This window comes from Thiomicrorhabdus arctica DSM 13458 (assembly GCF_000381085.1).
GTDB lineage: Bacteria > Pseudomonadota > Gammaproteobacteria > Thiomicrospirales > Thiomicrospiraceae > Thiomicrorhabdus > Thiomicrorhabdus arctica.
Genome location: NZ_KB905899.1, coordinates 12,367 through 38,585, shown reverse-complemented (window position 1 = coordinate 38,585; position 26,219 = coordinate 12,367). Strand labels below are relative to the sequence as shown.

General features: G+C 42.6%; 27 protein-coding genes. 18 read left to right on the top strand and 9 right to left on the bottom strand.

The features are described 5' to 3' along the window. Positions 1 to 144: 144 nt before the first annotated feature. The 3 genes from F612_RS0100185 (at position 145) to F612_RS0100175 (ending at position 2,329) form a co-directional block, all read left to right on the top strand. Positions 145 to 762 carry a lipid-binding SYLF domain-containing protein gene (locus F612_RS0100185; RefSeq protein WP_019555715.1) on the top strand — a complete coding sequence of 206 codons (618 nt, stop codon included), beginning with the start codon at positions 145 to 147 and terminating at the stop codon, positions 760 to 762. Between the two features lie 154 nt (positions 763 to 916). Further along, positions 917 to 1,255, top strand: a complete 339-nt coding sequence (locus F612_RS0100180) for a DUF3392 family protein (RefSeq protein ID WP_019555714.1) — start codon at positions 917 to 919, stop codon at positions 1,253 to 1,255. Positions 1,256 to 1,546: 291 nt separating this feature from the next. Beyond that, a complete protein-coding gene (locus tag F612_RS0100175) occupies positions 1,547 to 2,329 on the top strand; it encodes a transporter (protein ID WP_019555713.1) in 783 nt (260 codons plus the stop codon). Positions 2,330 to 2,546: 217 nt separating this feature from the next. On the opposite strand, the gene F612_RS0100170 is transcribed toward F612_RS0100175, so the two are convergent. Further along, entirely contained in the window at positions 2,547 to 2,825 is a 279-nt protein-coding gene (locus tag F612_RS0100170) for a peptidylprolyl isomerase (protein WP_019555712.1), read from the bottom strand. A gap of 232 nt (positions 2,826 to 3,057) precedes the next feature. Between F612_RS0100170 and F612_RS0100165 the strand changes: the two genes are divergently transcribed. The 6 genes from F612_RS0100165 to mvaD all read left to right on the top strand — a co-directional run bounded on the left by F612_RS0100165 (position 3,058) and on the right by mvaD (position 9,578). Beyond that, complete coding sequence (locus tag F612_RS0100165; protein WP_019555711.1) at positions 3,058 to 4,113, top strand: hydroxymethylglutaryl-CoA reductase; 1,056 nt, start codon at positions 3,058 to 3,060, stop codon at positions 4,111 to 4,113. Beyond that, a complete protein-coding gene (fni, locus tag F612_RS0100160; protein WP_019555710.1) occupies positions 4,114 to 5,166 on the top strand; it encodes a type 2 isopentenyl-diphosphate Delta-isomerase in 1,053 nt (350 codons plus the stop codon). 85 nt (positions 5,167 to 5,251) lie between these two features. After that, positions 5,252 to 6,421, top strand: coding sequence for a hydroxymethylglutaryl-CoA synthase (locus F612_RS0100155; RefSeq protein ID WP_019555709.1), 1,170 nt, complete (start codon positions 5,252 to 5,254; stop codon positions 6,419 to 6,421). 18 nt (positions 6,422 to 6,439) lie between these two features. Beyond that, on the top strand, positions 6,440 to 7,486 hold the full coding sequence (locus F612_RS0100150) for a mevalonate kinase family protein (protein WP_019555708.1): 1,047 nt from the start codon (positions 6,440 to 6,442) through the stop codon (positions 7,484 to 7,486). Continuing rightward, positions 7,487 to 8,557: a mevalonate kinase family protein gene (locus F612_RS0100145; protein WP_019555707.1), complete on the top strand. Its 1,071-nt coding sequence runs from the start codon at positions 7,487 to 7,489 to the stop codon at positions 8,555 to 8,557. Next, the gene (mvaD, locus tag F612_RS0100140; protein WP_019555706.1) at positions 8,550 to 9,578 is read left to right on the top strand and encodes a diphosphomevalonate decarboxylase; all 1,029 of its coding nucleotides are present in this window, start codon (positions 8,550 to 8,552) and stop codon (positions 9,576 to 9,578) included. Before F612_RS0100145 ends, mvaD begins: the two co-directional genes overlap by 8 nt. Positions 9,579 to 9,649: 71 nt before the next feature. On the opposite strand, the gene F612_RS0100135 is transcribed toward mvaD, so the two are convergent. The 4 genes from F612_RS0100135 to efp form a co-directional block, all read right to left on the bottom strand. Beyond that, positions 9,650 to 10,105: a ClpXP protease specificity-enhancing factor gene (locus F612_RS0100135; RefSeq protein WP_019555705.1), complete on the bottom strand. Its 456-nt coding sequence runs from the start codon at positions 10,103 to 10,105 to the stop codon at positions 9,650 to 9,652. A gap of 29 nt (positions 10,106 to 10,134) precedes the next feature. After that, positions 10,135 to 10,773 carry a glutathione S-transferase N-terminal domain-containing protein gene (locus F612_RS0100130; RefSeq protein ID WP_019555704.1) on the bottom strand — a complete coding sequence of 213 codons (639 nt, stop codon included), beginning with the start codon at positions 10,771 to 10,773 and terminating at the stop codon, positions 10,135 to 10,137. 211 nt (positions 10,774 to 10,984) lie between these two features. Next, positions 10,985 to 11,968, bottom strand: coding sequence for an EF-P lysine aminoacylase EpmA (gene epmA, locus F612_RS0100125; RefSeq protein ID WP_019555703.1), 984 nt, complete (start codon positions 11,966 to 11,968; stop codon positions 10,985 to 10,987). A 45-nt stretch (positions 11,969 to 12,013) separates the two neighbouring features. Continuing rightward, a complete protein-coding gene (gene efp / locus F612_RS0100120; RefSeq protein WP_019555702.1) occupies positions 12,014 to 12,580 on the bottom strand; it encodes an elongation factor P in 567 nt (188 codons plus the stop codon). A gap of 128 nt (positions 12,581 to 12,708) precedes the next feature. Here efp and epmB point away from each other — a divergent pair, with 128 nt between their 5' ends. Then, entirely contained in the window at positions 12,709 to 13,683 is a 975-nt protein-coding gene (epmB, locus tag F612_RS0100115) for an EF-P beta-lysylation protein EpmB (RefSeq protein WP_019555701.1), read from the top strand. Between the two features lie 87 nt (positions 13,684 to 13,770). Here the strand turns inward: epmB and F612_RS0100110 are convergent, their stop codons facing one another. From F612_RS0100110 to F612_RS0100100, 3 genes are read right to left on the bottom strand one after another with little or no spacing between them, the layout of a single operon-like run. Next, positions 13,771 to 15,294: an ArnT family glycosyltransferase gene (locus F612_RS0100110; RefSeq protein WP_019555700.1), complete on the bottom strand. Its 1,524-nt coding sequence runs from the start codon at positions 15,292 to 15,294 to the stop codon at positions 13,771 to 13,773. A 57-nt stretch (positions 15,295 to 15,351) separates the two neighbouring features. Further along, entirely contained in the window at positions 15,352 to 15,762 is a 411-nt protein-coding gene (locus F612_RS0100105; protein ID WP_026329529.1) for a divergent PAP2 family protein, read from the bottom strand. A 12-nt stretch (positions 15,763 to 15,774) separates the two neighbouring features. Further along, positions 15,775 to 16,662, bottom strand: coding sequence for a decaprenyl-phosphate phosphoribosyltransferase (locus tag F612_RS0100100; RefSeq protein ID WP_019555698.1), 888 nt, complete (start codon positions 16,660 to 16,662; stop codon positions 15,775 to 15,777). Positions 16,663 to 16,794: 132 nt separating this feature from the next. Between F612_RS0100100 and F612_RS0100095 the strand changes: the two genes are divergently transcribed. From F612_RS0100095 to F612_RS0100065, 7 genes are all read left to right on the top strand, one after another. Then, positions 16,795 to 17,184 (top strand): GtrA family protein, encoded by a 390-nt coding sequence (locus F612_RS0100095; RefSeq protein WP_019555697.1) that lies wholly within the window; start codon positions 16,795 to 16,797, stop codon positions 17,182 to 17,184. Positions 17,185 to 17,193: 9 nt separating this feature from the next. Next, positions 17,194 to 18,537, top strand: a complete 1,344-nt coding sequence (locus F612_RS0100090) for an FAD-binding oxidoreductase (protein ID WP_019555696.1) — start codon at positions 17,194 to 17,196, stop codon at positions 18,535 to 18,537. An 88-nt stretch (positions 18,538 to 18,625) separates the two neighbouring features. Continuing rightward, entirely contained in the window at positions 18,626 to 19,366 is a 741-nt protein-coding gene (locus tag F612_RS0100085; protein WP_019555695.1) for an SDR family oxidoreductase, read from the top strand. Between the two features lie 183 nt (positions 19,367 to 19,549). After that, positions 19,550 to 20,935 (top strand): mannose-1-phosphate guanylyltransferase/mannose-6-phosphate isomerase, encoded by a 1,386-nt coding sequence (locus tag F612_RS0100080; RefSeq protein ID WP_019555694.1) that lies wholly within the window; start codon positions 19,550 to 19,552, stop codon positions 20,933 to 20,935. 6 nt (positions 20,936 to 20,941) lie between these two features. Next, entirely contained in the window at positions 20,942 to 22,510 is a 1,569-nt protein-coding gene (locus F612_RS0100075) for an ArnT family glycosyltransferase (RefSeq protein ID WP_019555693.1), read from the top strand. A 3-nt stretch (positions 22,511 to 22,513) separates the two neighbouring features. Continuing rightward, on the top strand, positions 22,514 to 23,827 hold the full coding sequence (locus F612_RS0100070; protein WP_019555692.1) for an acyltransferase family protein: 1,314 nt from the start codon (positions 22,514 to 22,516) through the stop codon (positions 23,825 to 23,827). A 111-nt stretch (positions 23,828 to 23,938) separates the two neighbouring features. Continuing rightward, positions 23,939 to 25,066, top strand: a complete 1,128-nt coding sequence (locus F612_RS0100065; RefSeq protein WP_019555691.1) for a glycosyltransferase — start codon at positions 23,939 to 23,941, stop codon at positions 25,064 to 25,066. A gap of 1 nt (position 25,067) precedes the next feature. On the opposite strand, the gene F612_RS11780 is transcribed toward F612_RS0100065, so the two are convergent. Next, the gene (locus tag F612_RS11780; RefSeq protein ID WP_083917238.1) at positions 25,068 to 25,676 is read right to left on the bottom strand and encodes a tRNA-uridine aminocarboxypropyltransferase; all 609 of its coding nucleotides are present in this window, start codon (positions 25,674 to 25,676) and stop codon (positions 25,068 to 25,070) included. A gap of 24 nt (positions 25,677 to 25,700) precedes the next feature. Here F612_RS11780 and F612_RS0100055 point away from each other — a divergent pair, with 24 nt between their 5' ends. Further along, positions 25,701 to 26,219, top strand: coding sequence for a GNAT family N-acetyltransferase (locus F612_RS0100055; RefSeq protein WP_019555689.1), 519 nt, complete (start codon positions 25,701 to 25,703; stop codon positions 26,217 to 26,219).

The following is a 26,219-nucleotide window of genomic DNA, read 5'->3' as shown; positions in this document are numbered from 1 at the left end:
CACGTTCACTCCCCTATCAACTTGTTTATATGCCAAAAAACCTTCAATCTTTTTCCACTATTTTTTAAGGTTGTCATTTCCCTATTGGTCTGATAAAGATTAGAATGAGCCTTAATAAGTTCATTTACTAAAAGGATGATTGCAATGTTTAAACACCTTCGCTTTTCGGCACTATTTCTAACGGCTTTTACCGTTTTATCACCAGCGATTCATGCGGATGATGACTTTACTGAATCAGAAGCGCAAATGACGCAAAATATCAATGAAGCAGAATATGATGTTACCTTAGCAGCCTTTAAAAACTCTAAGGCCGGAAACTTCTTTGAACACGCTTACGGTTATGCTGTTTTTCCAACCATTGGTAAGGTCGGTTTTGTCATTGGCGGCGCTTATGGTCAAGGCCGAGTTTATGAAAAAGGGCGTTACACCGGTCAAACAGAAATGACGCAAGCCTCCATTGGTTTCCAATTCGGTGGACAAGCCTATAGCCAAATCATTTTCTTCCAGGATCAAAGGTCTTATGATGAGTTTACCAGTGGTAATTTTGAATTTGGTGTAAATGCTTCTGCAGTTGTCATTACTGCGGGTGTTGCCGCTGAGGCTTCGACCAAAGGCACCTCTGCGACCGCCAATGCCGGTAACCAGTATGTCAAAGCCGAAGGTCAATATTACAAAGGTATGGCGGTCTTTAACATTGCCAAGGGCGGTTTAATGTATGAAGCGGTATTGAGTGGTCAAAAATTCAATTTTCATCCGAACTAACTTTTAAAAAAGTCCACCGTTAGAAAGGCTTCAAAGGCGTTAGTTGAGACGAGTGCCTTTTTTTATTTCAAAATTTAAAGTGTATTGCCAAATTTGAATTTGCCTTTTATAGTATATGACTTCAATTACCCTGAAATGAATAACGGAGTTTTCTGTGGATTTAAACTTTATCACTGACCTCATCAATAGCCTTTCAAGCTTGATGAAAACTTATTTAAATGAAATCGTTCTCTCCATGGTGGCGACCTTGCTCGTCATCTATGGTAACGATATTTTATCGTTTGTTAAAAAACAGATCGGTAGCCTAAGGATTTTTTTACGCATCAGTTTATTTGTGGCTTTTTGTGCTTTCGGTTTCGCTTTCCTTACTTCGTTCCTTACGCCTTTGATGAGTCAAACTATTGGCCAAGTCGACAAGCTCTGGCTGCCATTCATTGTCATAATCAGCTACTATCTGATTGGGTTAGCCGCACAGAAAAAAGGCATGATTTAATTCATAACAATTTAGCCTGCCTCTTTAAACACCCTCAAAGCCATCGAAGCAAACTTATCAGACCTGATAAGTTTGCTTGAACCTGTTAGATGACATTTACCTATTCACCCTTCCGCCACCGATATTTTTACCTCACCTTTAAGACCATCATTTTTTTGCGCAAGCTCGACACATTCAGAGAGGAGCTTTCCCGCCACAAAGATTAGCCAAGACTAATTATTTACTTCATCACGACTAACTTTAATTTACAATACCTAGCTATTCATAACAATAACCATAGGTAACCTCAGCATGCGTACACTACTCGCCACATTAACCGCTACCAGCTTACTGCCCTTTATTCCCAATTTAGCCTCTGCTGAGCTCCGTCCTCTGGCGGCCGATAGGCCTGATGCGACCGAAAGCCCACAAACGGTCGATAAGGGACATGTCCAGATAGAGTCCTCGTTACTCGCGTATCGCTTTAACGATGCGAATGGTACTAAAAACATTCGTTGGTCAGCATTAGAAACCAACATTAAATATGGTGTGTCCGATAACATTGACCTTCAAGTGGTGCTCACGCCTTATATCGATAATGTCACTAAAACCAATGGCAATGAAAACAGTATTAGATCATCTGGCGACATTCAAATTCGGAGCAAAATCAATCTATGGGGAAATGACTCTTCTGAAAGTGCTATGGCATTACTGCCCTATTTTAAAGTGCACAATGGTCGCTTGAGCAATAAGGAATTTGAAGGCGGAGTGATTATGACCTACGGTACCAATATCTCTGATTATGGCGTGGGTCTGCAGTTGCAGGGCGATTATCTGTATAACGAAACTCAAAATCAACATGATTGGGTTTGGAGTCATACGGCCGTCTTGGGATATGACGTTAACTCAAGGATAGAGGGTTATGTCGAATACATCGGTGAAGTCGATTTAAAGAACAATTATTTACCTTATGCAAGTTTAGGGTTCACTTGGCAAACTTCAGCCAATTTCCAATGGGATATTGGGTCAAAGTTTGGTTTAGCCAGTAAAGCCCAGGATTTTGCAGCTTTTAGCGGATTTACCAGTCGGTTCTAGCATTGCTCTGTTAGAAATTTTATTCCTAAAAATACCCTAGGTCATTCTAAATAACCAAAAGCAAAATTCTATGTGGCCAAACAGACCAAAAATGATAGGAACCGTTAAACTGATTCCTTTAGATGTCGCATAAAAAAAGCCGTAAACAACCAGGCCTGGTTGTTTACGGCTTTTTTCTTTGAATGCAGCGTTTTGATTAAACGGACATTAATCGCCGTTAGCTACGGCTAGTCACTTCTAATAAGTGGTAACCAAACTGGGTTTTGACCGGACCTTCAACAGAACCGATGTCAGCACTAAAAACAACTTTATCAAATTCTGGAACCATCATTCCTGGACCAAACTGACCTAAATCTCCACCATTGCCCCCTGATGGGCAGTTGGAGTGCTCTTTTGCAACATCAGCAAAATCAGCTCCATTGGCAATTTGATCTTTTAGTTCGTTACATTTTTCTTCTGAATCTACCAAAATATGACGTGCTGTCGCTAAAGCCATGAGACCTTCCTTTATTTATATTTTAATTAACGTTTAAATCGTGGTTGAAATACTTTATCGGCAGAATAGACAACGATATTTGTCTATTAGTGACGTTAACCATTCCAAACACGTTTTCTTACGATTAAATATAAGGTCTTTCCTCTCATATTCAAGGGTTAACTTTCTCTTTTACTATTTTATTTATGGTATTTATGTATTTATCGCAAATGGCTCATTTATAATAAGTGCTATGACTGATATTAAACGAAACCCACAAATACTCTATGCTTCCGTCCCAATGCAATCAGTTGGTCCTTTCAAATTAATCGGGGATGTTGAAGTAGACGATATGATGGTCCCCATGGCAACCTATGAAACCCCTCTGTGGCCGTCGGTTGCTCGAGGCGCACGCGTTGCAGCGCACTCTGGTGGCATTCGAGTCACGGTTGTTGATGAACGTATGACACGCTCTATTTTATTAGAAGCCCCGAATGCGGGTATTGCCACCTTACGTTTACGAGATATTCAAAGTCGCCATGCCGATTTGCAAGCCGTGGTTTCTCAAAGCAGTCGTTTTGCCAAGTTACTGGATACTCATTTTCAGATAGTGGGTAATCTCATCTATTTACGTTTGGAATTTGATACTGGCGATGCTTCAGGCCATAACATGGTGACCAATGCTGCGGATAAATTGATTCCTTGGATTTTAGAGACTTATAGCGATCTGAAATATGTCTCCATTTCAGCTAACTACTGCACTGACAAAAAAGTCTCTGCCGTCAATGGCATTTTGGGACGCGGTAAATATGTAGTCTGCGAAACCACCATACCCAGAAAGTTCTGCAAACGGTTCCTGAAAACGACTCCAGAAGCCTTGGTTGATCTCCACATTAAAAAAGACCTGATCGGTAGCATTATCTCTGGTGGCCTAAGAAGTGCGAATGCCCATGTGGCAAACATGTTGTTGGGCTTTTATTTGGCGACGGGTCAAGATGCCGCCAATATCGTAGAAGGTTCTCAAGCCATTAACCATTGCGAAGTCACTGCTGATGGTGATCTGTATTTCTCCACAACGCTTCCAAATTTAATTGTCGGCACCGTCGGCAATGGCAAAGGCTTAGATTTTGTTTTAGACAACCTAGAACAATTAGGGTGCGCTCGCAAGGATGTCGAACCTGGTGTTAATGCTCGTCGTTTGGCTTGTATCGCAGGGGCAACCGCTTTCTGCGGAGAACTCTCTTTACTGGCCGCGCAGACAAATCCTGGTGAACTGATGGAAGCGCACATCAAATTAGAGCGCAGTTAGATGTCACATTCTAAAACACCCACGAAAGCTGACTTTGTCTCGCAACAAGTGACACAACGTAAACAAGAACATATCGATGCCGTACTACACGACCCTTTAGTAGAACGTCAACAAGGCGGTTTTGATCAGATTAGGTTAACGCACCGCGGCCTGCCTGAATGCAACCTTAAGCAAATCGATACCACCAGCCAGTTTTTAGGTAAAACCATCTCATTCCCTTTTCTGATTGCCTCCATGACAGGCGGTGCTGCGACCAACTTGGGAAGCATTAATCGTCATCTAGCAGAAGCGGCTGAAATTTGCCAAGTACCGATGGCGGTCGGATCGCAACGCGCGATGATCCTTGAGGATGCTGCCAAGCAAAGTTTTATGTTACGCCAATACGCGCCAAGCATTCCCCTTATAGCCAACTTAGGTGCGGTTCAACTAAACTATGGCTTTGGCGTTGATGAAGCCAGACGGGCAATTGAAGTGTTACAGGCTGATGCACTGTATTTACACCTTAATCCTTTGCAAGAGGTTATCCAACCCGAAGGCGATACCAATTTTGCCGGGTTAGCTGATAAAATCCATCAGCTTTCACAGCAGTTGGATGTGCCCATCATCCTTAAAGAAGTTGGTGCAGGATTATCCCCTAAGGATATTGAACTCGGACTCCAAGCAGGCATTACATACTTTGACGTAGCTGGCAGAGGCGGCACTTCATGGAGTCGTATTGAAGCGCACCGAGCGGATAACCCGCTTGGTTTTACTTTTCAGGACTGGGGCTTAACTACCGTTGAGGCTTTACAGCTAAGCCAACCCTTCCAATCGAAAGCAAAAATTATTGCCAGTGGCGGCATACGCAACGGTATAGACATGGTAAAAGCTGTTATAATGGGCGGTCGTTTATGTGGTGTCGCCGCGCCTTTATTGACACCCGCATTGGAATCCACCGAAAAGGTGGTGCAGACAATCGAACAATTTAAACAAGAGTTTGTGACTGCACAATTCTTGTTAGGCATCGACAGTGTCGATGACTTGCATTTGAATAGCGCTTTACTGCTGCCTTGAACGCCGGAGAAATTTTCTGGGCATTTAAGCCTTTTAAGTCAGTAAAGAAATAAAAATCATTTAAGAAAAAGAATCCATTCTCACTATGAAAGTAGGTATCGATTTACTCCATTTTGCGACTGCCAACTACTATCTAGGATTAGATACGTTTGCAGCCGAAAAAAATATTGATGTAGATAAGTTCTATGTCGGCATTGGCCAAGAAAAAATGTCGATTGCATCGCCAGATGAAGATATCGTCAGTTTGGCTGCCAAAGCAGCGGCACCCATTTTACAGAAAATTAATTCTAGTGAGATTTCTGCCGTGCTATTTGCAACCGAATCAGGGGTTGACCAATCGAAGTCAGCGGGTGTTTTTCTGCATGGCCTTCTGAATCTGTCTAACCGATGTCGCGTCGTAGAGTTTAAGCAGGCTTGCTATGCTGGCGCAGCAGCATTACAGATGGCGACGGCCCTAGTCAAAGCCAATCCAAAAGAGAAAATCCTCGTAATTGCAGCGGATGTTGCCAAATACGACTTGGAGACGTCGGGTGAAGCAACCCAAGGCTGCGGCGCTGTCGCGATGTTGGTGACAGAGTCTCCACGCATTCTTGAAATCGAACCTGGTTCAGGCTATTACACGGATGATGTTATGGATTTCTGGCGTCCTAATAGCAGAACAACAGCACTGGTGGATGGTAAATATTCAACCAAAGTGTACCTCAACAGCCTGAAACAGGTGTGGGAACATTTTACTGAATCGACTGGCAAAAGCTTTACTGATATTGATTACTTCTGCTATCACATCCCTTTCACCAAAATGGCCGAAAAAGCACATCAGACCTTGGTAAGAAAAGCCGGCGTGAAATTGACGCAAGCACAGTTTGAAGCGCAAACTTTACCAGGCCAACTCTATAACCGTATAATTGGTAACAGCTATAGTGCTTCACTCTTTATCAGCTTCATCTCATTATTGGACAACCTTACGTCCAACATAGAAAACAAGCGAGTAAGTTTCTTTAGCTATGGCTCTGGCTGTGTCGCTGAGTTCTTTACGGGGGTAATGCAACCCGGTTATCAAAGCGTTTTAATGACTGAAAAGCATAAAGCACAAATCGACAAGCGAACCCCCCTGACCTATATACAGTATTTAGAGTTCCATCAACAGATGGGGGCTTCAGATGAAAATATTGTTTTAAACATCAATAATTATGGACCTTACCGATTGGCTGGCATTAAAGACCACAAACGCTACTATGAAAAGATGGACAATTAATCGTTAAGCGAGACCCCTATGAAAACGCTCTGCTTTGTACCGGCTAAATTGATACTCTCTGGTGAGCATGCCGTTTTATACCAATGCCCTGCTTTGAGCATGGCAATAGACCTGCCAACTTACTGTGAATGTGAATATACTCCAAGCACGCTGTTTTCAGTCACCATTGAACTCGTTGATTTTCAACAAAAGCACTGTTTTCCCTATGAGATATGGCAAAAAATGTGTATTGAAATAGAGTCCCGATACCTTTTATTCCAACACAAGTCAGGTGCCATTCAATCCGTATTGACAAAACCTATAGACCTTATCCTTAACACCCTCTTTCACTTTGAAGAACTCTGTCCACTTAAAGCAGGTGATTGGCAGTTCAAAATATATTCAGACGCTTATATAGGTAGAGGCTTGGGTAGCTCCGCGGCCGTCATCCTCAGCTTATTAACCTCCCTAATAAAACATCACAATTTTGACCTTTCAAATGATGCTTTACTTGCACTGGCACAGCGTATCGAATGTCGGCAGCATGGTAAATCCAGTGGCATTGATCCAGCCACCCTCATCTATGGTGGATTATTGCAGTACCAATCAAATTTACCCATACAGCGCGTTAATGCACAAAATTTTAACGCATGGCTGATTGATACCGGCAAACCATTGAGCACCACAGGACAATGTGTTGAGCACGTTAAACAAGAGTGGGCAGATAATAAATCCTGTTGGAAAAGTTTTAAAAAAGTGACACGGAGGCTGATGGAAGCATGGTCGGAAGAAGATTCGTTAGGGGTTAAAAGAGCCATTCGAAAAAATCAAAAATTGCTCTTTAACATAGGAGTTGTCCCTGCCAAGGTTCAAGGCTTTATCGACAGACTTGAAAATCAACATCATGCCGCCGCCAAAATATGTGGGGCTGGCAGTATATCAGGTGACAATGCCGGCATAGTGCTATGCATCTCTGAAGACCCGCCTTATGCTTTGTGTGAAACTTACGATTATGAATGCCTGCCGTTACATTTATATACCAAAGCCATTGAATGCAATGTCATTGAAAGCGAAAAGAGAGCTTAAATGCCTCTAACACACCCAATAAAATACCACCTGCCCTTAAAATGGCAGAGTACCGCACCTGCCAATAGCATGATGCTAGGAGAGCATAGCGTGGTTTACGGGCACCCAGCGATCGCCTGTGCCCTAGATCAGTTCATCCATATTGATTGGCAAAGCCGCCCTGACAGCGAAATCCATATTCACTCAGCGCTGGCTAACCACATGACCAACCTTCAAAGCTTGCTCACTCAAACCGAAGCCATTCACCCCAAACTGAAATTTGTCTGTCATGCACTTGCAGCCTTTGCGGACCGCCTACCTTTTGGACTAACGATTCGTATTCGCAGTGATTTTTCTTCAACGATTGGCTTAGGTAGCTCTGCAGCCGTATTAGCAGCTATGCTCAGTGGTTTAAACGAAATCACACACCAACAGAAATCAATCCTTGAACTGTTTGCAATCGGTCATTCTCTTATCTTAAAGATTCAAGGACGGGGTTCTGGTACGGACTTGGCCGCAAGCTTAAGCGGAGGGGTTATTTATTTTCAGCCGCACTCCGATCAACAGCCACTAGAAATTAAATCACTGATGCAACTTAATCAGGACTTTCCAGTCAGTTTGATTTATGCCGGTTATAAAACTCCAACCGCAGAAGTCTTAGAAGTCGTCGCCAAGCAGTGGTTAACTCGACCCACCGCGTTAGCCTCTCTCTATCAACAGATGGGGCTTACCACTTTGGCGGCTTTTGAAGCCTTACAACAGCAAAACCTAACACGGTTTTATAGCCTGTTCAAAACGTATCAAGAGTTGATGACGCAACTGGGCGTAAATGATGCCACGTTATCACTTTTAATCGAAACCTTGGCAACGTGTCCGAGTATTCACGCGGCTAAAATATCAGGCTCAGGACTTGGAGATTGCGTCATCGGTTTAGGCTCTTTACAAAACTGTCCAGATTCATGCAAGACAATTCTACAAAGCTATAAACAACTACACGTTAATATCACTGTGCAAGGTGCAATGACACGCGCTATTCCTAGCGAACGTACAACAAAAACAGACCTTAAAAAGGGACTCAGCCAACATGAGTAAACAGCGCCAACAACAAAACTTTGTGCACCAGGTCATTGGACATCACCCTGAAAGCAATCCTAAACTCACCGCGGTGAAACGAAGTGGTAAAGGTATCGCACCTGTCAATATTGCACTGAGTAAGTATTGGGGCAAACGCGATGAAGTCTTGAACTTACCTATGAATGGCAGCGTCTCTATCAGCCTCCCCGGCTTAGGCACAGAAACCACTATTCAGATTGCTCAAGCGGGACAAGACTCCGTTAGGTTAAATGGAAAATTATTAGAGCCCAGCAACCCGTTTGTTAAACGCTTATCCCATTTTTTGAATCCTTTCAGAACCGCCACTGTTTTCTTTGATGTCGTGACAACGAATACGGTACCCACTGCAGCAGGCCTGGCCTCTTCGGCCTCAGGTTATGCCGCACTGGTCTTAGCATTAGATGACTTGTTTGCTTGGCAACTCGCATCTCAACAACTCTCATTACTGGCTCGCTTAGGCAGTGGTAGCGCCAGTCGTTCACTGTTTTCAGGATTTTCCATTTGGCATATGGGCCGACAGGCAGACGGCATGGATAGTTTTGCAGAGCCCATTGATACTCCATGGCCCGGGCTCTGTGTGGGTCTTGTTAAAGTTGATGTCGCACAGAAACCGATTAGTTCGACTTTAGGCATGCAAAACACCGTTAACAACTGTGATTTATACCAGGCTTGGCCCAAGCAAGCGGAAAAGGATATGGCGAAAATCTTGCAAGCAATTCAACAGCAAGATTTCAATCTGCTCGGCCAGACTGCTGAGCATAATGCATTAAGTATGCATGCCACCATGATGGCGACGTGGCCGCCAATTGTCTATTGGCAACCTGAGTCGGTCGCCGCAATGCAAACCGTTTGGCAGTTAAGAGAACAAGGTATTGCTGTCTACTTTACGATGGACGCAGGGCCCAACCTTAAATTGCTGTTTCCAGAAACAGAAAAGCCTGCAATAAAGCAGGCTTTTCCAGAACTGTCGATTATCGAACCCTTCAAAACAAAGCGTTAAACCAACGGTTTAACATGGCCGTTGAAGACTATCTTTGATAAAATTTTCTTAATCACCCCGTTTCACAACCGCTACTTAACGATTGACAGACTAGGCTTCTTTTTATCAGAAGACGACTTTACTGCACTTTTTTCTGAATCCGTTTTCTTCTCTACCGCAGACAGCCGAGGGCTTGTTTCCAAGTTCTCTTCCTTACCCTGCAAAAGCTCCTCAGGGTAAGGCTCTGGCGGAAACGGCATACCTTGGCCATTTTCACGTGCAAAAATGGCTAAAACAGCTTCTGGTGGAAAGTTTAAAGTCGTTTCAATCCCTCCAAAACGTGCTTTAAAGGTAAACCAGTCATTTTTCATCGATAATCCCACCACGGCGGATGGTGCCAAATTAAGAACAATGACCCCCTCCTGAACATGAGCTTGTGGTACATCGACCCCTGGATAATGAGCATCAACCTGAACATGCGGTGTCCAATTATTATCAACGATCCAGTCATACATCGCACGAATAATATAAGATCGATTAGAAATCATAACAACACCTTATTAATAGCAAAAATCAATTAGATCACATCTCGCATATCAATTTCATCATCCGATAAGCTTTCTAAGAACATTTCACGTCCTAACACTTTTTCAGCGTAATCAACGATAGGCTTAGCAGATTTAGGCAATTCAATCCCTAAAGAAGGTAAACGCCAAAGTAATACAGACATGCTGATATCAACTAAAGAGTATTCTTCATTCATAAAGTAGGGCTTGTGTTCAAATGCTGGAATCAGTTGAATAAGACGCTCTTGTAAATTTCTGCGAGCCACTTTAACAGCCGCCTGGTCATCACTGTTAACAATCGTGTCAACGAGAGGATACCATTCTGTTTCAATTTGACGTAACATTTGACGTGAACGCGCTTTAGAAATTGGATCTACCGCCATAAGTGGAGGGTGTGGGAAACGTTCATCTAAATATTCGATAATTACTTGTGGATCATATAAAACCAGCTCACGGTCAACTAGAGTCGGCAAGGTACCATAAGGATTCAACTCAAGTAAGTCTTCTGGCATGTTATCGACATCTACTTCAATAATTTCTATTGGGATATCTTTCTCTTTAGCGACTAGACGCACACGGTGTGAACTAGGACTTTTAGAATCAGAAAACAAAACAATGACCGAACGCTTGGTAACGGGAATTTCAGACATGAACAACTCCTATATATGAGGGAATTGAGAGCTCCAAATGAAACTCCCATTGTTTTAGAAAACAAAACACTGTTAGTAGTATACACCCCCCGTCAATCCCCCTACTTTTACTTATCAGCTAAAATATTGAAAAGGTTTCTGGACACTTGAACAGGCCTGGTCATTTTAAAAATAGGTTAAAACACAATTATTAAAAGCAGGTAAACCTTGATCAACAGTCCTCAAGACCGAAAGCGATACCTAAAGCAATATCATCAAACCCTTGCTGTAGTGCAAACAGACGATCCACACCCAAGGCCACCCCACTGCAGTCGGGTAAGGGCTGATTTTTTAACGTGGTCAATAACTGCTTATCTAAAGCAATACTTTTAAAGCCCAATTGTTGTCGCTCTATTAAAGCGGTATTAAAACGTTCTTGATATAAGTCGGCTTCAATCAATTCATGGTAACCATTTGCCAGCTCCATGCCATTTACAAACAGTTCAAAACGCTCAGCAACCAGAGGGTTATCGACAGAAATTTGTGCCAATGAAGCTTGATTGGCAGGAAAGTGAAACAAGATGGTCATCGCAATTTTGCCCTCCTTTAGACCCAATTGTGGCTCAATCACTTCAGTCAGTATCAACTGCTCCCACAAAGCTTTATCTTCTGCCGCCACCCCAACAATTTCCGCAACGCCATGCTGTTTCAGACAGGCCTGACAGCTTTCTGCCGAAGCCGTCAAGATATCCTCAATTCCTGCATATTTTGCAAAGCCTTGCTGATAACTAAGGCGTTCTATATTTAAAGGTCGCTTTAGGAATGTATTAATTAAAGTGGCGACTTCATCCATTAATTCAAACATCGAAAAACCGAGGCGATACCATTCGAGCATCGTAAATTCGACTTGATGCCTGGGGCTTAAGTCACCATCACGAAACACTTTTCCAAGATAGAAAATATCACCACTGCCCTCGCACAATAATCGCTTCATCGGATACTCCGGTGACGTCGGCAGGTAAAACAGTTGAGGGTCGCGCACCCCGGGAACTTGCACGCGCGTACTCAGGGCCGATAGGTGGACATCCGGAACACCCCCGGCAGACAACATTGGAGTGTCGACCTCAATAACCGATCGGGCATAAAAAAACGCCCGCAACTGTTGAAGCAGTTGCGAGCGTTTAATTAACATGGAACGTTTAGAATTTGAATTCATCTATGCGGGCAATCCCATTCTAAGCTAGCTAGAAAGCTAAAGCGATTACTTCGCACGGGAGACGTACTCACCTTTTTCAGTGTTCACAATGACCATTTCGCCAATCTGAACAAATAGAGGCACCTGAACGACCGCCCCCGTTGAAAGGGTTGCTGGCTTACCACCAGTCCCCGCCGAATCGCCTTTTAAACCTGGATCGGTATCTGTCACTTCTAAGGTGATTTGTTTTGGCGGTGTTACGGCAATGAGCTGACCGTTAAATAACGTCACCATACATTCATCTTGTTCGACTAGCCATTTTTTAACATCCGCAACGGCAGATTCAGTGGCCTGGAATTGCTCAAACGTCACAGCATCCATGAAATGCCAAAAATCACCATCGGTATATAAATATTGCAACGAAGTATCAACTACATCCGCAGCATCAACCTTTTCATTCGATTTAAAGGTTTTCTCCACTAACTTACCCGTGACAAGGTTACGATATTTAACGCGGTTAAAGGCCTGACCTTTACCTGGTGAAACCTGTGTATTGTCAACCATCGAACATGGTTGTCCATCCATTAAAAACTTTAAACCACCCTTAAACTCAGTTGTGCTGTACGTTGCCATATCTTTACCCGAATACTTGTCATAGAATATAAAATTATAATCTGGGTATTCTAACGTAAACTGTAAAACATTTACAGCGGAGTCTATTGAATCCCGATAAAACTTACAAGCAATGACAAATATTCCCTATGCCCCAAACCAATAAGCCTACGACCAAATCCATCAAGCATTTTTCCGTTAAAGAGTTGTGTCAAACGTTGCAAATCAGTGCTTTAGATATTGGGGCTCTCACGCAGAGCGAATTCCCGCTCAAAATTCCGGCTGATTTTTTAGCGCAGATTGAAATTGGTAATCCTTTAGATCCGTTATTAAAGCAAGTGTTACCAGTGCTCGCTGAAACCAATCAAGTGCCGGGTTTCAGTCTTGATCCTGTGGGCGATTTAAACAATAACCCGACCCCAAGTCTAATTCACAAATACCATGGCCGAGTTCTGCTGATCGCCAGTCCAAAATGCGATATACACTGTCGCTACTGTTTTCGCCGTCACTTTCCTTACGAACAGCAGATCAATCAGCGCCATTGGCACAAAGCCTTAGGATTGATCAATCAGGATGAGAGCATTCATGAAGTCATTTTGAGTGGTGGAGATCCGATGAGTTTGTCGGAAGCTGCACTTGTCACGTTAATCGAAAAAATAGAACAGATCCCTCACATTAAAACCCTAAGAATTCACTCGAGAACCCCGGTGGTTGCGCCGAGTAAGGCACCGGAAACCCTGTTCATAGAATGGGCTAAACGGAGTCGTTTAAATAAAGTATTAGTCGTGCATTGTAATCATGCCAACGAACTCAGTGGCCAGACCGCTCAGCTCTTTCAACAATACCGATTAGCTGGCTTTCAGCTACTCAATCAAACGGTTTTATTAAAAGAGGTCAACGACAATAGTGACGTATTAATCGACTTAAGTCATGCCTTATTTAATCAAGGGATATTGCCTTACTACCTTCACCAACTCGATAAAGTGCAAGGTGCGAGCCATTTTGAAGTGTCTGATTTACAAGCACTAGAATTGCATGAAAACATGCGCCAAAAGCTGCCTGGTTACCTTGTTCCTAAATTGGTTAGAGAGATTGAAGGACAGCCTTACAAGACGCCTTTGTAAAGCGCAAAGAGACTAGAGTTTTCTTTCCAAACAGAAGTGACCAGGCCTGGTCACTTTACTGCTAATCGTTAATATGTAAATTATGCATCAATTAAAATCGTATTTTTCTTTAAAGCCACACGATGTAGAAAACACTGGAAACCATTCGGGAGGGGTATAAAAGTTTTCATTCACGACTTTTAAGATTTGTTCACGATAGAAACCATAATGAAATGTTTGACCTTCTACCAGGTAATAATTTACCTCATCACTTATTTTCAACGTTTCTACCGCTAAATGATCAAAGAAAGGTCTCATTTTTTCTATGTCTTTCTCATTGGTCACAAACACCTTCAGATCCTGCCCTGCCAACGCTTTAAAATTTGTTTTCTTATCGTCTTCACGACCAAATTTAGAAACACTCATAAAAACGTGAATATTGTCATTTTGACAGTGATAAGACAAAGCTGATTGACTACTGTACCCCAAGGTAAAAAAAGTCGATTTTGGCAGTAAAGCACAGATTTTTTCTGGCTGAGTATAAACGGCCACATGATGTTTTTGTGTGGCGGGAACCAGCTGATTAACAAACCCTAGCGCGATAAGCAGAACAAAAACGATGACCATCGAACTGTAGCCATTAAAGAGATAAAGTGTCACTAGTTTTTGCTGTGGCAGAAGTGCATACAACACATAGAGCAAGGTAACCGCCAATAAAGGCCAATGTAGACCTACCGGATTGGTCAAGCTGACCAACAGTAAAACCAATAACAATGGCGCACTGGCAAATAACACTTGATGCATCATAGGAGGTAAAGTCAGACCCTGCGGATATCTGGCTTGTTGGACTAGATAATAGAGGCCCAACGGCGAGATCAATCCGACAATTATTGTGATATAACTTACAACATTACCGACGTCAAATGCACTCTGTTTCGTACGCGAGAAGAAATTAAAGAGAATATTATTCCAACAATGTGTGGCGTTAAAATAGAGATTTTCAGCCACAAAGACCAGAACAATCAGGACCATTAAAGTGATGAGTTTCCAGCCGTATTGTTTGATGTAAATCAGACTATAGACAACCAGCCCTAACAACATAAAAACGGCGAAATATTTTGATAAAAATGCCATTCCTAAAAATAAGCCTGCGAATAATGCATTCACCACGGTAGGCTGCGCAAGAGTTTTGGCGTAATAGAAAAAGCCTAAAACAGAAAAGAATACCAACACAGTATCATTCGCGGTAACCACAAACATTAGAGATATGGGTGATACTAAAAAAGCCATCGCCACATAAAAGGCTGTGGTTTGTTCAATCTTAGGGTGTAATCTCAGTATTTTGTAAATCAGATAGGCAATTATGATGGCAGCAAAAAAAGCAAACGATCGATAGACCACTAAGTTGTCAGCAATACCGCTCAATAGATAAAGCACCCAGCCCACTGCTGGTGGATGATCATAATAGCCCAACGACAACTCTTGCCCCCAAACAATAAAATAGGCTTCATCGCCCGTCAAAGGCACAAACCACAACAAGGCCATTTTTAAACCCATGAAGGCCAGTAACAACCAACGTTGCTGTAAGGTAAGAGTGGCGAAGAGTGATCTTAATGATTGAGAATGTGACAAGAGAGCGCCTTTTTTAGCAGTCTGTATACAGAGAAATATTAATGAAAATGTCTCGACTTAAAAAACAAGATGAACAAGATAAGCCGTAACGATACCGACGACAATGCCACCCAAAAGCTCTAATTTGCTATGTCCCATACGCTCTCGAAGGTCTGGTATCTCTTTGTCTTGATTCAATAAATTAATCGCCTTTGCCTGCTGACCAACCTGATTACGTAAACTGTTTGCATCGATTAACACTATAAACGCTAACGTAATCGCTACACCCAAGGCAGGATGTTCAAACCCTTCTTTAAAAGCGATTAAAGCCACCATGCTGCTTACAATTGCACTGTGGTTACTAGGCATGCCACCATAACCGATCAAACCAAAGGCAAATTGTTTGGCTTTAAAACTATTGATGAGGAACTTACTTGATCCAGCGATCAACCAAGCAAAAAACGGGGTCACGATATAAGATAAATCCATAGTAACGTCCATTTACAAACCGCCTGCTGGCCAGAGTGCCCAGATACATACGCCGACCCAAGCCACGACGGTCAGCAATAACTGGTGATCAGTCATTAAAGCTTCAGTGGGCGACTCGCCTTCTCCCAGCATTTCACTGAGGTACCAATAACGGAACAGACCAAACAACACAAATGGAATGGTCACCATCAGTTCTGGGTGCACATTCATGACAAACAAACTATAAAAAAGTAAAGCGCCCGTTGCTGAAATTTCAGCATAACGATCAATCAAAGTGACTGAATACAAAGCCAATACTTTTCGACCTTGTTGATTCGTTTGTAACAGCTCCTGCCGGCGTTTGATGGAGGCTAAAAACAGGGCTAAACACAAGGTCGTAACAAACATCAAAGAGGAGACAGGCACAGCAATCGCCATCGCCCCCGCATAGACCCGTAAGACAAAACCGATAGCAATGGTAAAAATATCCAGTACGGGTTGGTGTTTTAAATAGTAACTATAAGCCACATTTAATAGAAGATAACCCACAATCACGCCCATAACGGCGGGCTGAAACCAAAAACCAGTCAACAAAATTGCATATAAACCCACTAATAGTTGTTTGGCTTGCAAAGGTTTGACGAGGCCCGATGCTAAAGGACGCTTCAGCGATTTGACTGGATGTTGCTTATCTTGCTCGATGTCTTTAAGGTCATTCACCACATAGGTCGCCGCAGCCGCTAGGCTAAACAACATAAAAGCCAGCAAAGCCTGACCGACCGCAACCAAATCCAAGAACAGACCGGTAAACAGCAAGGGCGCAAACACAAAGCCGTTTTTAATCCATTGGTGTGGACGCATTAACTTTACCAGTCCAAGCAATACCGATTTATTAGCGACAGTAGAAGTGTTAGAATTCATAAAATTAATTAACCTCAGTGCCTTCAGCACTTTTAAGCAATCTAACGCCTTTAAATGTGTTCTCTTGGAACACATTTAAAACAATCCTGGCGAGTCGATTATTTAGATGATTCTTGGATTATGGAGTGATAAATGAAGATTGCACTAATGTACACGATTTTCGCGATATTCGCTACTGTGGCCAACATCGCCGGTCAAGACCTTTCCATCAGGCTTTACCAGGGCTCCTTTGCGATTACATTGTCTATTTTCGTGGGGACTGGCGTGGGCTTAGTCTTGAAATACTGGCTCGATAAACGCTATATTTTTCAATATCAAACGGTGAGTATTCAGCATGGATCTAAGACCTTTTATCTATATACAGTAATGGGATTGATTACCACGGTAATTTTCTGGGGATTTGAGTTTACCTTTGATGCAATTTATCAGACTAAAGAGATGCGTTATATAGGGGGTATTATCGGTTTAGCAATTGGATATTACGTCAAATATCAACTCGATAAAAAGTATGTTTTTAAATAAGGACGATTTGTGAAACTAAGCGGATGGGGTCGTTACCCACAAATAGAGATTACGCCCTTAAAACCTGCGCATACACCCGCCGTGCAATCAATGATTGCCGCTCAAGCTAATTCAAGTCTTGGTCTATCAGGACTGGTCGCTAGAGGGCTTGGCCGCAGTTATGGTGACAGTGCACTTGCTAACACCCTTATCACCACTCAATATCTCGACCATTTCTTAGCGTTTGATGAAGAGACAGGCATTTTACATTGCGCCTCCGGTGTGAGCTTCGCCGAAATCCTGAAGGTCTTTGTTCCGAAAGGCTGGTTTTTACCCGTCACCCCCGGGACACAATTTGTCACCGTCGGCGGAGCGATTGCCAGTGATGTGCATGGTAAAAATCATCATTTGGACGGCAGCTTTAGTGCACATCTAATCAATTTAAAGTTGATGGTGGCTTCAGGCGAGATTCTTGAATGCTCTGCAACCCAACACCGCGAACTGTTTTTAGCCACCTGCGGGGGCATGGGCTTAACAGGCATCATCTTAGAGGCCAGCTTCCAAATGTTGGCTATTGAAAGCGCATACATCCAAGAAACCACTTGGAAAACCCACAACCTTGCTGAAACCTTAGTCTTGTTTGATGAGTTTCAGAAAACGACCTATTCGGTCGCCTGGATTGACTGCCTGTCTACCGGAAAACAGCTTGGACGCTCTTTACTCATGTTAGGTGAACATGCCAAAAAAGAGGACTTAGCAGAGGGTTTAGGTGAGGGTTTACAGACCGCTAAGACGGGCAAATTGTCTATTCCCATAGATATGCCCAATGCTGTGCTAAACTCGCATTCTGTTAAAGCCTTTAATAGCTTATATTACAATAAAATTCGCCAAAAACAGACACAACGCCAAGTGCATTATGCGCCCTTCTTTTATCCGTTAGACAGTCTTCAAAACTGGAATCGTCTGTATGGCAAAAATGGCTTTATTCAATACCAATTCGTCTTACCCAAATCCTCTGGTTTAGAAGGCCTAACAAAGATTCTTAGTAAAATAGCAGAATCCAAGCGGGGTTCTTTTTTAGCGGTTTTGAAAGCGTTTGGTAAAGGGAATGATAATTACCTTAGTTTTCCTGTGGAAGGCTATACCTTAGCACTCGACTTTAAAATAGATTCCACTCTGTTCGCCTTTTTAAATGAACTCGATTCTATCGTGCTCGATTATAGTGGACGTCTCTATTTGACAAAAGATGCACGTATGTCAGAAGCGACCTTTAAACAAAGCTATCCTTTATGGGAACAATTCCAAAAAGTACGCGCTCAATACGGCGCTGAAAAACGGTTTAACTCTTTGCAATCTCAACGCCTAGGTTTGTAGGATTTTCAGGCAAATCCATTGATTCGTAAGCCCAAGATTCAACCTTTAACAAACGTTACACCACGTTAAAAAATAGGACAACAAATTCATGCACAAAAATATTTTAATTATTGGGGCAACCTCTGCCATCGCTCAGGCTACGATCCGTTTGTATGCTGAACAAAATGCCAACCTCTATTTACTGGGACGTAACCTAGAGCAGTTAGAAACCATTGCAGCCGATGCCAAGATTAGAGGTGCTAACCAAGCGGTGTTTTCGGCACTGGATGTTACTGAATATGAAACTCATGAATCCGTGTTAAACGAGGTGTTTGAAAAGTTCATCACCCTGGATACCATATTAATTGCACACGGGACCTTACCTGACCAGGCCGCTTGCGAACAAAGTGTTGCCGTCACCCTGCAGGAACTCAACACCAATGCATTAAGTACGATCTCTTTACTGACCCTATTAGCCAATCGTTTACAAACTCAGCAAAGTGGCTGTATTGCAGTCATCAGCAGTGTCGCTGGCGACAGAGGCCGTCAATCTAACTATGTTTATGGTGCTGCAAAAGGCATGGTCTCTATTTTCTTGCAAGGCTTACGTAACCGTTTGATGCCATATCACGTACATGTGTTAGACATTAAGCCTGGATTTGTAGATACTCCGATGACCGCTGAGTTTAAGAAAGGCCCTTTGTGGGCGCAACCTGAGCAGATTGCGAAAAGCATTATCAATGCAATCGAAAAGCGTAAAAACACACTTTATACACCGGTATTTTGGGCGGGTATTATGTTTATCATCCGTCATGTGCCAGAAGTTATTTTTAAGCGTTTGAAACTTTAAGCAGTCATTTTAAACTTTAGGACATCGTCGCTTAGACATAAAAAGGGTTCTCAAAGGGGAATCTGCAAAGCGCCCGCTAAAATACAGTAAAATGTCTCACGGTCATCAAAGACGACAGAGTTGTCTGTACCGTCTTAATGCATATTTAAAACGATTCAATAACAGCAGAAAAATTAGAAACTTATGATTAACTTAATTCTTTGCGGTGGTTCTGGCACACGTTTATGGCCTATTAGCCGAACCCTACTTCCTAAGCAGTTTGTGCCATTATTTGATGGCCAATCGTTGTTTCAAAAAACCGTATTGCGCAATCAGCCTTTCTGCGACCAGTTTTTAATTGTCTCCAATCAAGAGCAGTATTTTTTAGCGCTTGATCAAATGCAAGCACTGAAAAAGTCGCCTAGTGAGGTTTTTGACGCACAATTTGTATTGGAGTCCGTTGCACGTAATACGGCGCCGGCGATTGCACTTGCCTGTATGGCGGTAGATCCAGAAGAAATTATTTTTGTGACCCCTTCTGACCATCTCATAAAAGACCAAGTCGCTTATGAAGCTGCGGTATCTAAAGCTCAAGCCCTTGCGAAACAAAATCAACTCGTCACCTTTGGTATTAAGCCCACCTATCCGGAGACGGGTTTTGGGTATATTGAAGCCGATGGTTTGGATGTTTTGTCTTTTAAAGAGAAACCAGAACTTGCCTTAGCTGAGTCCTATCTTCAGCAAGGCAACTTTTACTGGAACAGTGGTATGTTCTGCTTTAAAGCAGGTCTGTTTTTGGCCGAGTTAGCCGCGCATGCTTCCGACATTCATCAAACTTGTCTCGACGCTTACGCACAAACCGAAAAAGGCGAATTTTTACGAATTCCACTGGCCGCAATGCAAGCCATCCCAGCAGACAGTATTGATTATGCGGTCATGGAGCAAAGTGCGCTTGTTAAGGTGATTCCGAGTGATATCGGCTGGAGTGATTTGGGTAGTTTTGAATCTTTAGATCAAGAGCTTCCTAAAGATGAAAATGGCAATACGCAGATCGAAAAAGGCGTTTTATTAAACGCCAAAAATAACCTGATTATCGGCAGTCAACGTACTATCGTTTTAATCGATCTTGAAGACTTGATGATCATAGACAGTGAAGATGCGTTATTGATCGCACCAAAAGGCTCAGGGCAAAAGATTAAAACAGTGGTCGAAACCTTAAAACAACAAGGCAGCGACCTACCGCAAATCCATCGCACCGCGCATCGCCCATGGGGTACCTATACGGTGTTGGAGTCGGCAGAGAAATATAAGATTAAACGTATCGTCGTTAAACCTGGCAAAACCCTGAGCTTACAGAAGCACCTCCATCGTAGTGAGCATTGGGTGGTGGTCTCTGGTACGGCCACCGTGACAGTGGGTGAAAAAATAGCATTAGTTCGTCCGAATGAATCCACTTACATCCCCATTGGTGAAAAGCACCGTTTGGCAAATGAAGGTCGTTTAGATTTAGTACTGATTGAAGCGCAAGTCGGCGAATATACCGGTGAAGATGACATTATTCGCTTTGAAGACCATTACGGCAGAGTTTAACCCCTTATGAAAAAGCCATTGATACAGTCTTCAACTCGGACTATCACGCCTAAAATTGCCAGTTTTATACTGGTGGCTTTTATGAGCCTGCTCCATCTTTTCCTAGCATTTCAAGCCGAACTTGGCGGCGATGAGGCTCACTACGCACTCTATGGTTTAATGCCCGATTGGAGCTATTTTGATCATCCGCCCATGGTCGGTTGGCTGCAAATCATCCCAATGTGGTTAGCGCCATACGACTGGAGTGCTCGAATCGTTCCTATCGTACTCTATGCGTTATTGAATTTCCTGCTTTACCAAATCACGATGCAACTTTTTGTAAGACGTACAACTGACCAGGCCTGGTCAAATCCTCAGCACGCTTTAAATATCCCTACTGAAAGTGCTTTAAACTCTATAGGTGCACAGTGGATGGGCTTTGGCAGCTTGGTTATTCTCAATACCAGCTTGATTCTCTCTTTAATGGGCATGGCCATGTTGCCAGATAACCCACTTATGGTAGCCGTTCTTTCCCTTATTTTGGTAGTGATTAAACTCCTGCAAACCAACGAATTAAAATATTGGATCGCATTGGGATTTTTAGTGGGTCTCGCGGCTTTGTCTAAATATACCGCGGTCACCTTAGTGCTTTCTTTGTTTTTAGTCATGGTAGTTGAAAAACGCTGGAGTTGGCTCGGACAAAAAGGGTTATGGATTGCCATTGTTATCGCCATGTTGATGATTACACCGATCCTGTATTGGAATGCGATACATGACTGGGCATCCTTTATTTATCAGATAAACCATGGCACGAAAAGTGACACCTGGTCAATTCAACGATTACTGCAAACCCAAGCCATTCAATTTGCCTCTTACACACCCCTCCTGTTTTTATTAGGTTGGTGGGTGATGCTCAAGCCATCCAGCTATCAAAACCCAGGCAGTCGTTTACTATTACTATTCTCACTGCCTGTGACTTTGTTATTTGCCTGGGGCTCAGGTTATGAAAAGAGTTTGCCACATTGGGTGTCACTAGCCTGGTTATTACTGATTCCAATCATCGTCCACTGGTTGTGGCTTCGTCAAACTAAAACGTGGTTTAAACCTGTCATCTACTTGCATTTAATATTGATAGGCTCTCTCGTCTTGGTGGCGCACAGCCTACTCTATAAACCTTGGATTGCTCTGGAAGATTATAAGAACCCTATTCAAGGGGATTATGGTTGGCCAACTGCCGCCAAAACCGTATTGGAATTGCAAAAACACTATTCAACAACCGGGCATCCATTGCCTTTGTTTGTCTCTAACTGGAGTGTCGCTAGTCACCTAACGTGGTATGTCAGACCCCAACCTGTTTTCATTACCAGTGCAAAGCTGACCCAGTTTGAGTTTTGGTACGGCTTGCCGAAGGCTGGCATGAATGGGTTGCTTGTGGTACCTCATTATGAAAAAATTCCACCAATAACTCAGCAGCCACATCACTTTGAAAGGTGCACAGAGCTTAAACAGGAATCTCTTAGCGAAAATGGTTCGATTATCGTGACTTACCATTACTACCTATGTGAAAACTTTATTGCACCAAAGAGCGTACGGTAATATATGTCGGCCTTTACCTTTAGTATGCGAAACTTTCTCTTCGGGTTCCTAACAAAACCTATTACCAAGCCTATTTCGATTGCTCGCGACATACTCCACCAACCGACAAAAGCCTTTCCAGTTATCGATTTTTTGAAAGGCATAAGCGTATTAATGGTGATTTTATTTCATGTATTTTTTGCGGTGTTTTTTCTCTTTAAAAACAACCCTGAAAAATTAGCAGTGTTTGTGGAAAGCATCCCTGGTTGGCTCAATATCGTACTCGCAGCAGACAAGGCCGTTGATATTTTCTTTATGCTCAGCAGTTTCTTACTGACTTACGGTCTATTGAAAGTCTATAGCAAACGCCAATCTATTGATTTTGGGCGTTTTTATTTACACCGTTTTTTTCGTATTTATCCGCTGTTTGTCGTGGCTTTATTGCTCTATAGTCTTGGCGATCTCAATAAGCTACTGACCGAGGGTTGGTATAGCTTATTGTTTATTGAAAATATCTACAGCAAAGGCATTATCCCAGTGCAATGGAGCTTGTCGATAGAAGTACAGTTCTATCTGATTTTGCCTTTTTTAGTGGTCTTTTTAGCCAAATGCAAGCAGCCTCTCACGTGGTTAAGTTTGATGATTGTCGGTGCATTGTTAGTCCGCTTTGCTGTGGCTTATCAAACGCCAGCGATCTATCAAACGCACTGGTATCAATTTACCCAACAGGTTGATCCTGCGATTTATATGAATAACATGTACTATGTGATTCAAACCCGAATTAGCCCACTGTTGTTAGGCGTATTGTGGGGGTTTATACTGTGGCAAAAACCGAATTTTGAACTGAGTCTGTCCCTCATGCAAAAGGCATTTATCTGGTCATTTGGTTTAGGAATAATCTATCTCAGTATGAAATTTCCGGTCTATAACCCGACATCGGCTTACTATACTGATTTCAGTGAAAACCTAAATTTAGCCGCCATCACGCTCCATCGTTTTGTGTTTAGTGCCGCCATATTAGCCTTAGTGTTGGTATTTCACTTTGATACACGTTCGAAAAACAATCACCTTACCTGCTGGAAAGGCTGGCGGCTGCTTTCCGAAGTCGCATACCCGATGTACTTCTTTCATTTTCCTTTTGTGGCCATTGCCTGGGCGATTGTCCTTGGCACAATTGATCCCAAACTAGTGGAACACGTCCAATTGTCTCTTATCCCGTTAGTCTTTATGATGGCAGTTCTCATGACTTTATACCTTTCACTTTGGTTGAATTATTGGGTAGAAGCACGCTTTATTAAGATGGGCAAACGACTGGAATCGAGGTGGTTTAACCACTAAATTTCAGGCATAATGCCACCATAAATTTGCAACTCACGAATTAAACCGAGTAAACCAAACCTAATAAACCACTCTGTAGTGATTTATTCCAAACACAGAGGGAAGGCTCCCATGATATCGATTATTGTTCCGACCTATCAAGAAGTAGAAAACCTTGCCCCTTTAAGCGAAATGATTCGATCTGCACTAGCAGAAGAGAATCTAAGCTATGAAATCTTGGTCATGGATGATAATTCTCAAGATGGCTCTATCGAAAAAGTCGCGGAACTTTTTACCCGAAACCATCCTATCCGTCTCATTAATCGTACTGAAAACCGTGGTTTATCACCCGCTGTTATTGACGGTTTCTCAGAGGCCAATGGTGATTTTGTGGTGGTCATGGATGCCGACCTTTCACACCCTGCGACCGCGGTGCCCACAATGATTGCACAATTAAGAAGCGGAGAAAGTGATTTTGTTTTAGGATCTCGTTATGTTGAAGGGGGCAGTATTGATGATAGTTGGACATTATGGCGTTATATCAACTCTGTTATCGCAACGGTGCCCGCTCTCCCACTAACACGTGTAAAAGACCCCATGTCAGGTTTTTTTGCAGTGCGACGTGCTGATCTTCCTGCTCCTAGTGACTTGTCTCCAATTGGCTATAAAATAGCATTAGAAGTCATGGTGAAAGGTAACTTTGATAAGGTCTCAGAAGTGCCTATTCATTTTGTGGATCGTATTCACGGTGAATCTAAACTCACGTTAACCGAGCAACTAAAATACTTACGCCATCTGCGACGCCTGTATCAATATAAATTTCAAACTAAAGCAGAATTCTTTCAATTTGCCGCTGTTGGTAGTAGTGGATTTATTGTCGATTTAGCGGTTTATCTGTTACTTCAAATGATGGGGATTTCCCATACCGTGGCGCGTGCGATCTCGTTTTGGCCAGCCGTTTCTTGGAACTGGGCCCTGAATCGAGTCATCACGTTCAGTCATCGCGAAAAAACGGCAAAAACCACCCAATGGGGCGCTTTTGTTTCGAGCTCTTTAATTGGGTTTGCTGTCAACTATGGCACCTATTACACTTTAACGACCTTTGTCCCTTTTTTCGAAGAACATATGATTTTAGCTTTGGTTGTCGGCGTCATTATGGGTATGGGCTTTAACTTCTCAATCTCTAATCTATTCATCTTTAGGAAGTTAAGAGAAGAAGTGCAAAATGAAACGCGACAGTCATCCGCTAAAACTAAATAAATTATTTAGGTCTTTTGGTAAACACTGCTTGCTGCTGTTGCATGGATTCAAATGTTTTTAGAAGCGGTTGATAGCGAAGATAATCATCTTCTAACTGTGATAAAGCCTCGTAGACCGCTTCAATAGTCGATAGACTTGTAGCGCTCTTCTGCTTACGGATTCGGTAGGCTGAAGGCGTGCACGGTTTTAAACTGATTCTATCCATCCCCCTCAATACCGAATTTAACATCATGATTTTATGTGTTTTGCGCCAAGTGCCATCTAATATAAGAAGTTTGATCTCTTCATGCGCGTGTAAATGGCGAATCTGTGTTACCTCGTAGAACTTAACGGGCTCATGCTGACCCTCTATTACAGGGTAAAGCAAAAACACGGGTTTATCATCACCCAACCATTCCACCAGGTCTGGTAAGTCTTGTAAATCCTCTCCACACCATGTATGACAGTAACTTAGAGATAATTGCGCTATTTTAGCGGTTCCCTTTACTAAACCCACTTCACTGGGGTGCTGTAAAATCCCCACTTCCACTCGGTTGTCTATGTGTTCTATAAAATCACACAGACAAACTTTGGTTGGGCGCTGACATGTTGGGCAAATAGGTCGGGACATAAAGTAGTTATCTTATGATGATTCGTGAAATTCGGAAGTTATAAAATAGATTTGGAGATTCAATTGTTTGATAGAAACCTAATTAAATTGAGCCTGGCCACCACTGCGGATTTCTTTGAAATTAAACACTTTCTTAAACAACACAAAGAAAGCCGTGCTAACCGGAGCGACTTAATTTATATAGTGCGTTATCACACAAGATTAATCGGGCTGGCACGATTAGTTCAGATGAGAGATACAATAGAATCACAGTATTGGCTCAGAGGCTTATTTATAGAAACTGATTTTAGACAGCGCCGTCTGGCTACTCATCTATTGGATCTCATGAATTCTGATTTAAAATCCCGTCATAATAAATTTGAAATATTCGCATTTCCCTATGTTCATTTAAAGCAATTTTATGAAGAGAATAGTTTTCACTCCATCCGATTGAGTGACTTACCTCTCAGCTTACAAAATACCTATCGAAATGCACTGAAACAGGGGGAAAATTGGCTTTGCATGAGATTTATTCATTCAATGAATCCTACCCAAAAAACCTAA

Coding starts and splice junctions, on each gene's coding strand:
- F612_RS0100085 (WP_019555695.1), top strand. CDS start 18,626: ATGCACAAAAATATTTTAATTATTGGGGCAACCTCTGCCATCGCTCAG.
- F612_RS0100065 (WP_019555691.1), top strand. CDS start 23,939: ATGATATCGATTATTGTTCCGACCTATCAAGAAGTAGAAAACCTTGCC.
- F612_RS0100165 (WP_019555711.1), top strand. CDS start 3,058: ATGACTGATATTAAACGAAACCCACAAATACTCTATGCTTCCGTCCCA.
- epmA (WP_019555703.1), bottom strand. CDS start 11,968: ATGAATTCAAATTCTAAACGTTCCATGTTAATTAAACGCTCGCAACTG.
- F612_RS0100155 (WP_019555709.1), top strand. CDS start 5,252: ATGAAAGTAGGTATCGATTTACTCCATTTTGCGACTGCCAACTACTAT.
- F612_RS0100100 (WP_019555698.1), bottom strand. CDS start 16,662: ATGAATTCTAACACTTCTACTGTCGCTAATAAATCGGTATTGCTTGGA.
- fni (WP_019555710.1), top strand. CDS start 4,114: ATGTCACATTCTAAAACACCCACGAAAGCTGACTTTGTCTCGCAACAA.
- F612_RS0100175 (WP_019555713.1), top strand. CDS start 1,547: ATGCGTACACTACTCGCCACATTAACCGCTACCAGCTTACTGCCCTTT.
- F612_RS0100130 (WP_019555704.1), bottom strand. CDS start 10,773: ATGTCTGAAATTCCCGTTACCAAGCGTTCGGTCATTGTTTTGTTTTCT.
- efp (WP_019555702.1), bottom strand. CDS start 12,580: ATGGCAACGTACAGCACAACTGAGTTTAAGGGTGGTTTAAAGTTTTTA.
- F612_RS0100095 (WP_019555697.1), top strand. CDS start 16,795: ATGAAGATTGCACTAATGTACACGATTTTCGCGATATTCGCTACTGTG.
- F612_RS0100075 (WP_019555693.1), top strand. CDS start 20,942: ATGAAAAAGCCATTGATACAGTCTTCAACTCGGACTATCACGCCTAAA.
- F612_RS0100170 (WP_019555712.1), bottom strand. CDS start 2,825: ATGGCTTTAGCGACAGCACGTCATATTTTGGTAGATTCAGAAGAAAAA.
- F612_RS0100105 (WP_026329529.1), bottom strand. CDS start 15,762: ATGGATTTATCTTATATCGTGACCCCGTTTTTTGCTTGGTTGATCGCT.
- F612_RS0100080 (WP_019555694.1), top strand. CDS start 19,550: ATGATTAACTTAATTCTTTGCGGTGGTTCTGGCACACGTTTATGGCCT.
- F612_RS0100070 (WP_019555692.1), top strand. CDS start 22,514: ATGTCGGCCTTTACCTTTAGTATGCGAAACTTTCTCTTCGGGTTCCTA.
- mvaD (WP_019555706.1), top strand. CDS start 8,550: ATGAGTAAACAGCGCCAACAACAAAACTTTGTGCACCAGGTCATTGGA.
- F612_RS0100150 (WP_019555708.1), top strand. CDS start 6,440: ATGAAAACGCTCTGCTTTGTACCGGCTAAATTGATACTCTCTGGTGAG.
- F612_RS0100145 (WP_019555707.1), top strand. CDS start 7,487: ATGCCTCTAACACACCCAATAAAATACCACCTGCCCTTAAAATGGCAG.
- F612_RS0100185 (WP_019555715.1), top strand. CDS start 145: ATGTTTAAACACCTTCGCTTTTCGGCACTATTTCTAACGGCTTTTACC.
- epmB (WP_019555701.1), top strand. CDS start 12,709: ATGCCCCAAACCAATAAGCCTACGACCAAATCCATCAAGCATTTTTCC.
- F612_RS11780 (WP_083917238.1), bottom strand. CDS start 25,676: ATGTCCCGACCTATTTGCCCAACATGTCAGCGCCCAACCAAAGTTTGT.
- F612_RS0100135 (WP_019555705.1), bottom strand. CDS start 10,105: ATGATTTCTAATCGATCTTATATTATTCGTGCGATGTATGACTGGATC.